Origin of the sequence: Streptomyces sp. NPDC058691 (genome assembly GCF_042714775.1) — a bacterium.
Lineage (GTDB): Bacteria > Actinomycetota > Actinomycetes > Streptomycetales > Streptomycetaceae > Actinacidiphila.
Genome location: NZ_JBHXSO010000096.1, coordinates 1 through 6,607, shown reverse-complemented (window position 1 = coordinate 6,607; position 6,607 = coordinate 1). Strand labels below are relative to the sequence as shown.

Annotated in this window: 5 protein-coding genes; 3 read left to right on the top strand and 2 right to left on the bottom strand. The window is 71.6% G+C overall.

All coding sequences use genetic code 11. The features are described from left to right. Nucleotides 1-84: 84 nt before the first annotated feature. Nucleotides 85-807: a TetR/AcrR family transcriptional regulator gene (locus ACFWVC_RS36695; protein WP_384298012.1), complete on the bottom strand. Its 723-nt coding sequence runs from the start codon at nucleotides 805-807 to the stop codon at nucleotides 85-87. Nucleotides 808-1,101: 294 nt separating this feature from the next. On the opposite strand from ACFWVC_RS36695, the gene ACFWVC_RS36690 reads away from it, so the two are divergent. Next, entirely contained in the window at nucleotides 1,102-2,481 is a 1,380-nt protein-coding gene (locus tag ACFWVC_RS36690; protein ID WP_384298009.1) for an NAD(P)/FAD-dependent oxidoreductase, read from the top strand. A gap of 118 nt (nucleotides 2,482-2,599) precedes the next feature. Then, nucleotides 2,600-4,252 carry a SpoIIE family protein phosphatase gene (locus ACFWVC_RS36685; RefSeq protein WP_384298006.1) on the top strand — a complete coding sequence of 551 codons (1,653 nt, stop codon included), beginning with the start codon at nucleotides 2,600-2,602 and terminating at the stop codon, nucleotides 4,250-4,252. A 7-nt stretch (nucleotides 4,253-4,259) separates the two neighbouring features. Here ACFWVC_RS36685 and ACFWVC_RS36680 read toward each other — a convergent pair whose 3' ends face one another. Next, nucleotides 4,260-5,507, bottom strand: coding sequence for an MFS transporter (locus ACFWVC_RS36680; protein ID WP_384298004.1), 1,248 nt, complete (start codon nucleotides 5,505-5,507; stop codon nucleotides 4,260-4,262). Nucleotides 5,508-5,623: 116 nt separating this feature from the next. On the opposite strand from ACFWVC_RS36680, the gene ACFWVC_RS36675 reads away from it, so the two are divergent. Then, the gene (locus tag ACFWVC_RS36675; protein ID WP_384298001.1) at nucleotides 5,624-6,187 is read left to right on the top strand and encodes a MarR family winged helix-turn-helix transcriptional regulator; all 564 of its coding nucleotides are present in this window, start codon (nucleotides 5,624-5,626) and stop codon (nucleotides 6,185-6,187) included. The last annotated feature ends 420 nt before the right edge of the window (nucleotides 6,188-6,607 follow it).

Sequence of the window (6,607 nt, the reverse complement as noted above, 5' to 3'; positions counted from 1 at the left end):
CCGATGCCCCAAAAAACACCGCACCCACTCGTCCGGGAACTTGCCACACCCCGGACCCCACTCCATCACCCGGACGGGGCAGCGTCACGCACCCGGACGGGACCGCAGGCCCTCCAGCAGGATGTCCAGCAGTCGTGCGGAGGCGGCCGCCTGGTGCGCGGCGTCGGGCAGCGCGGGCGCCGCCGTGGCTATCACCAGCAGCACGTCGGCCACGGACACGTCCGCCCGCAGCTCACCGGCCGTACGCGCGCGGTCCACCAGCTGACCGACGACCTCCAGCAGCGCCGTGACCCCGGAGCCGGACGCGGCGTCCTCCGCCGCGCCGCGCTGCTGCGGCACCCGCGTCTCCTCGGCCGTCCCGGAGGCTCCCGCCGGCTGCACCTGAAGCACCTGCGGCGGCAGCAGCCGTCCCGCGCCCGAGGCGACGGACGTGCGCAGGAAACGGGACAGGGCCGACCAGGCCTCGTCCTCCTGACCGAGCGCGGCCCGCGCCTGCTCGGTCAGCCGTGCCGTCTCCTCCTCGGCGATCCGGCGTACCAGCACGTCCTTGCTCGGGAAGCGCCGGTAGACCGTGCCGACGCCCACCCGGGCCCGGCGCGCCACGTCCTCCATGGGCGCGCCGTAGCCGAGCTCGCCGAACACCTCGCGCGCGGCCCGCAGCACGTGCTCCAGGTTCCGCTGCGCGTCGACCCGCAACGGGGACGTACGGCCCCCGCCCCCACCACCCCCGCCGCCGGTGTGGCCGGCCGGATCGACTGCAGTCGCCACCGAAGCCACGGAAGCCCAATGAGGGTCCTGAATATGCATATGTGTATCCCCCGGAAATCGCGTCTCCCCCCGGAGACTCCCCACCCCAAGATCGCCGGGCCGCTGCGACAACTCGCCACAGGGACACCCCGACGGGATACGAACATAGTTGAGGGCAGGTCAAGATTGAAGGGGCAACCTACCCACGATCGGAGTACCCGGGCCGCCGGAGCCCCGCGCACGCACTTCCCACCGGTCAGGAACCCGCCCGTGACCTGCCGCTCAACAGGATTCAGCCATTCATTGCCGTACGCCCTGTGGACAAACCCCGAGGGCTCATTGCCTCATGGGACGATGGCAGCACTCAAGGAGCCGTCCGGCGCGGGCCCGGAGTCCGGGATCCCGCGCGTCCTGGTGGTCGGCGGCGGATACGTCGGCATGTACACCGCCCTGCGCCTGCAGCGGAAGCTGGGGCGCGACGAGGCGGAGATCGTCGTCGTCGAACCGCAGCCGTACATGACCTACCAGCCCTTCCTCCCCGAAGCGGCGGCAGGCTCCATCTCCCCGCGGCACGTCGTGGTCCCGCTGCGCCGTGTCCTGGACCGCTGCGCGCTGGTCATCGGGGAGGCCCGGCGCGTCGACCCGGCCCGCCGGATCGCCACGCTGGCCACCCTCGCCACCGAGGAGGAAGGTTCCGGCGACGTTCCGATGCCGTACGACCACCTCGTCCTCGCGCCCGGCTCGGTCTCCCGCACGCTGCCCATCCCCGGCCTCGCCGAGCACGCCATCGGCTTCAAGACCGTCGAGGAGGCCATCGGGCTGCGCAACCACGTCCTGGAACAGCTCGACATCGCGTCCTCCACCCGGGACGTGGAGGTCCGCGACGCCGCGCTCACCTTCGTCTTCGTCGGCGGCGGCTACGCGGGCGTCGAGGCGCTGGCCGAGCTGGAGGACATGGCCCGCCACGCCGTGCGCTACTACCACAACATCCAGGCCGACGACCTGAAATGGGTCCTGGTCGAGGCCACCGGCCGCATCCTCCCCGAGATCGGCGAGGACATGGGCACGTACGCGGTGCGCGAGCTGCGCGGCCGCAACATCGACGTCCGGCTGAACACCCGGCTGGAGTCCTGCGAGAAGCGTGTGGTCGCCCTCGACGACGGCTCCCGGCTGCCCGCCCGCACGATCGTGTGGACCGCGGGCGTCAAGCCGCACCCCGTCCTGTCCCGCACCGGCCTGCCCCTGGGCGACCGCGGCCGCGTCCGGTGCGCCGCCACGCTGCTGGTCGACGGCACCGACAACGTCTGGGCCGCGGGCGACGCCGCCGCCGTGCCGGACCTCGCCTCCGACGACCCGGACGCGCTCTGCGCCCCCAACGCCCAGCACGCTCTGCGCCAGGCCCGCGTCCTGGCCGACAACATCGTCGCGAGCCTGCGCGGCGGCCCCCTGAGCGACTACCGTCACGCCTACGCGGGGTCGGTCGCCTCCCTCGGCCTCCACAAGGGCGTGGCACAGGTCTACGGCCGCAAACTCACGGGCTACCCTGCCTGGTTCATGCACCGCGCGTACCACCTCAGCCGGATGCCCACCTTCAACCGCAAGGCGCGCATCCTGGCCGAATGGATCCTGTCCGGACTCTTCAAGCGGGAGATCATCTCGCTCGGCTCCCTGGAGAACCCCCGCGCGGAGTTCGAGCTGGCGGCTGGCGCCGGCCGCGAGCCCGACGCGCCCTGACCGACCAGTGCGGATGCGGTCGCCGATTCCCCAGGAGCGGCGGGTCGGCCACACTGGACCCCGTGACCATCCGTGCGTCAGCACCTGCAAAGAGTGACAAATACGAGGAATCGGACGTTTGAACCTCACGCGTTGGAGCGCCCGGCTCCCCGGAACACAACGACGCAATGCCCAGGCGGCGGCCGCGAGCACCGAACCCCCGTCCGGCGGAGCGGTCCCCGCGGCACGCGGCCAGGCAGGCGACCCCGCCGACGCGCCGGCGCACACCCTCGACGCACTCCCCGTACGGGAGGTGCTGGCGCGGCTGCCCGCCCTCATCGCGGTCACGCACGGTTCCGCCCACCGCCTCGGCTACGTCAACGAGGCGTACGCGGAGGTCTTCGGCCCCCGCACCCCCGGCGAGCCCGCCCGCGAGGCGCTGCCGGAACTGGCGGAACTCGGCCTGCTCCCCCTCATGGACCAGGTCTTCCGCGGCGGAAAACCCCGCACCGTGAAGGCCCGCAAGGTCGCCACCGCCACCCGGCAGGGCTACTTCACGATCACCTGCAGCCCCGTTCCGGTGAAGGACGGCGGCGACACCGGCGGCGTCCTGGTCTTCGCCACCGACGTCACCGACCAGGTGCAGTCCGCCGAGCGCCTGCGGGAGAGCGAGCGCCGCCTGCACGCGACCGCCGTCACCCTCCAGCGCAGTCTGCTCCCGCAGGAGCTCGAACAGCCCGACGACCTCCGTGTCGCCGCCACGTACCAGCCCGGCGGCACCGACGCCGCCGTCGGCGGCGACTGGTACGACGTCATCACCCTCGGCGCCGGACGCACCGCCCTGGTCATCGGCGACGTCATGGGCCGCGGCGTGCGCGCCGCCGCCGTCATGGGCCAACTGCGCACCGCGGTGCGTGCCTACGCCCGCCTCGACCTGCCCCCGCACGAGGTGATCCAGCTCCTCGACGGCCTCGCCGCCGAGATCGACGCCACCCAGATCGCCACGTGCGTCTACGCCGTCCACGACCCGAGCGAGAGCCGGCTGTCCTACGCCTCCGCCGGCCACCTGCCGATCGTCGTCCGCGACGCGGACGGCACCGTGCACCGCGCCGACGAGCCCACCGGGCCCCCGCTCGGCACCGGCGGCTGGGTCCACACCTCGGGCACCGTGCCGCTGGGCCCCGGCGCCACCGCGGTGCTCTACACCGACGGCCTCATCGAACGCCGCGGCGAGGACATCGACGAGGGCGTCTCCGCCCTCATGAACACCCTGGCCGGCGCCACCGGCAGCCCGCAGGTGATCTGCGACCGCCTGCTGCGCGCGCTCGGTGTCACCTCCGAGCACGCCGACGACGTGGCCGTCCTCGTCATGCAGTACCCGCAGCGCGAGGGCACAGGCTCCGAACTCTTCCGCAACGCGTCGCTGGAACTCCTGGGCGGCGTTGAGGCGGCCCCCCGCGCCCGCGCCTTCGCGCAGGGCGTCCTGACCTCGTGGCGCTTCCCCGTCGAGCTGATCGACCTCGGGGTCCTCGCCGCGAGCGAACTGGTCGCCAACTCGCTGCAGCACGGGGTGCCCCCCATGAGGCTGCGGCTGCGCCGCACCGACCGCCGGCTGATCATCGAGGTCACCGACGGCGACGACCACCTGCCGCGCCGCCGCCGCGCCGAACCCGTTGACGAGGCCGGCCGCGGCATCTCCATCATCGCCACCATCGCCTCCGCCTGGGGCTCCCGGCGCACACCGGGCGGCGGCAAGGCGGTGTGGTGCGAGTTCGCGCTCCCCACCACCTGAGGGCGGACTACGCGGCCAGCACCGGCTCCCTCAGCGGCGCGTCCTGGTGGATCGTCAGCCGGCGGCCCAGGCGCAGCGACAGCACGGTGATCCCCAGCGAGCAGGCGACCAGCATCACGATGTACTGCGGGTACATCCCGGCACCCGCCATGAGCCCGCCGACCGCGGGCCCCACAGCCATCGCGAGCTGCTTCACCAGCGCGAAGGCGGAGTTGTACTGGCCGACCATGCGCTCCGGGGCCATGTCCGCGACCAGAGGCGCGACCGTCGGCGACAGCATCGCCTCGCCGAGCCCGAACAGCGCGTAGGTGGAGATGAGCATCGCCATGGCGATCCCGTGCGCGTCCGCCACGAGCCCGGACAGTCCCGCGACCACCCACGCCACGGCCCACAGCACGCCCACCGCCGCGATCACCCGGCTGCGGCGGCGCCGCTCCACCGGCCGCAGCACGAGGAACTGCGCGACGACGATCGCCGCGGTGTTCGCCGCCAGCGCGATGCCCAGCGTCGATGTCGACACCCTCGTCACCTCGACCGCGTAGGCCGACAGACCCGACTCGAACTGCCCGTAGCAGGCGAAGAACAGCACCCCGCCCAGCAGGCACAACCGCACCATCGCCCGGTCCGCCAGCAGCGCCCGCCAGCCGCTCGGGACGTGTTCCGTCGGCGCCGGCTCCATCCGCACCGTCCTCGGCAGCCGCACGGAGGCCACCACCGCGGCCAGCACGACGAACATCGCGGCCTCGACGGAGAACAGCAGCGTGAACGAGCCCGGCCGCGCGGTGTCGACCAGCAGCCCGCCGAACAGGCCGCCGATGCCGAGCCCCAGGTTGTTCAGGAAGAACTGCGTCGCGAACGCCCGGGACCGCGTCGCGGGGGTCGAGCACCACACGATGAGCGTCGCCAGCGCGGGCTGCATCACCGCGATACCGGCGCCCATCACCACCGAGGCGGCGATCACCAGCGGTGCGCTCGTGGCCAGACCGAACCCCAGCGCACCCACCGCGGACGCCATCGCCCCGGCCAGCAGCACGGGCAGCGGGCCGTTCCGGTCGATCGTGCGCCCGGTGAAGGGCAGCACCGCCAGCGCCGCCACGGCGAACGCGGACAGCACGACACCCGCCGTCCCCGCCCCCAAGCCGCGTACCTGCGACACATAGACGAACAGGAACGGCACGGTGAAGCCGTTGCCGAACGCGCTCAGCGCGTTGCCCAGCTGGATCCGGCGCAGCGCTGCGCCCATCGCGGTGCTCACACTCACCCCTTAGGTCAGAAGTCCTCGATCGCTAAGACTTCAACAGTAAAGTTCGAAGTTGAACAGTACACAACGCAAGTCTTTAGGGCCAATGAGTTCCATGGCACACTCGTGCCATGACGAGCGCAGGCGACGGCCAGTCCAACTCCCCGCAGGAGCTGGACCTCGATGAGCAGATCGCGATCTACCAGCGGGAATTCCCCGAGGTGGACCCCCAGGTCGAGAAGATCGTCACGGCACTGGGCCGCCTCAACCGGCGTCTCCACGTGGGCTACAGCCGCCACTTGTCGGCGGTCGGCATCACCGCCGCCGAATGGGAGGTCCTCAAAGCCCTCGTCGTGGTGGGCCGGCCCTACCGGCTCGGCCCCGGCGACCTCGCCAAGCGGCTCGGCCTCACCCCCGCCGCGATGACCCACCGCATCGACCGGATGGTCTCCGAGGGCCTGGTCACCCGTGAACGCGACGAGTCCAATCGCGTCCGCGTCATCGTGGAGCTCACGGACGTCGGCCGCGGCAAGTGGCTGGAGACGATGCGCATGGCCGCCGCCTTCGAGGGCGACCTCCTCCAGGATCTCGCCCCGGATGAACGCGCCGTCCTCGGCGACCTGCTGACCCGCCTTCTGCGCCGCGTGGAAGCCGACCAGCCCGACGCCGGCGGCAGGCTGCAGGACCTCGACTGACCCGGTTTGACACCCGCGTCCGCGATCCGTAGTGTTCTCCGGGTTGCCCGCTGGTGAACAGTTAGTCTGCACCGGTTCCCGGGCGGCCATCCCGAAGCAAGCCTCCGAACGAACGACGAGTAGTCGTCTCGTTTTCGTGCGCGCATTCGGAATGAGGATCTGCGGAATTGCTCGATTGGCATCGGGCGCCACTGATCCGCTAACGTTCAACACGTCGGAACGGCCCAACAGCCGGGAAGACAAAGCCCCGCTGACTGGGGATCAGGCCGGAAACGGTCTGATAGAGTCGGAAAAGCCGAAAAGCGAAAGCCGGACGGCACACCCGCTCCAGAGGGTGGCAGAGAAGGAAATCGGATCTGCTAAGCTGGAGACAACGAAGGGAAAGCCCGGAGGGGCCGGTGAAACGGTCTCGAAGGAAGC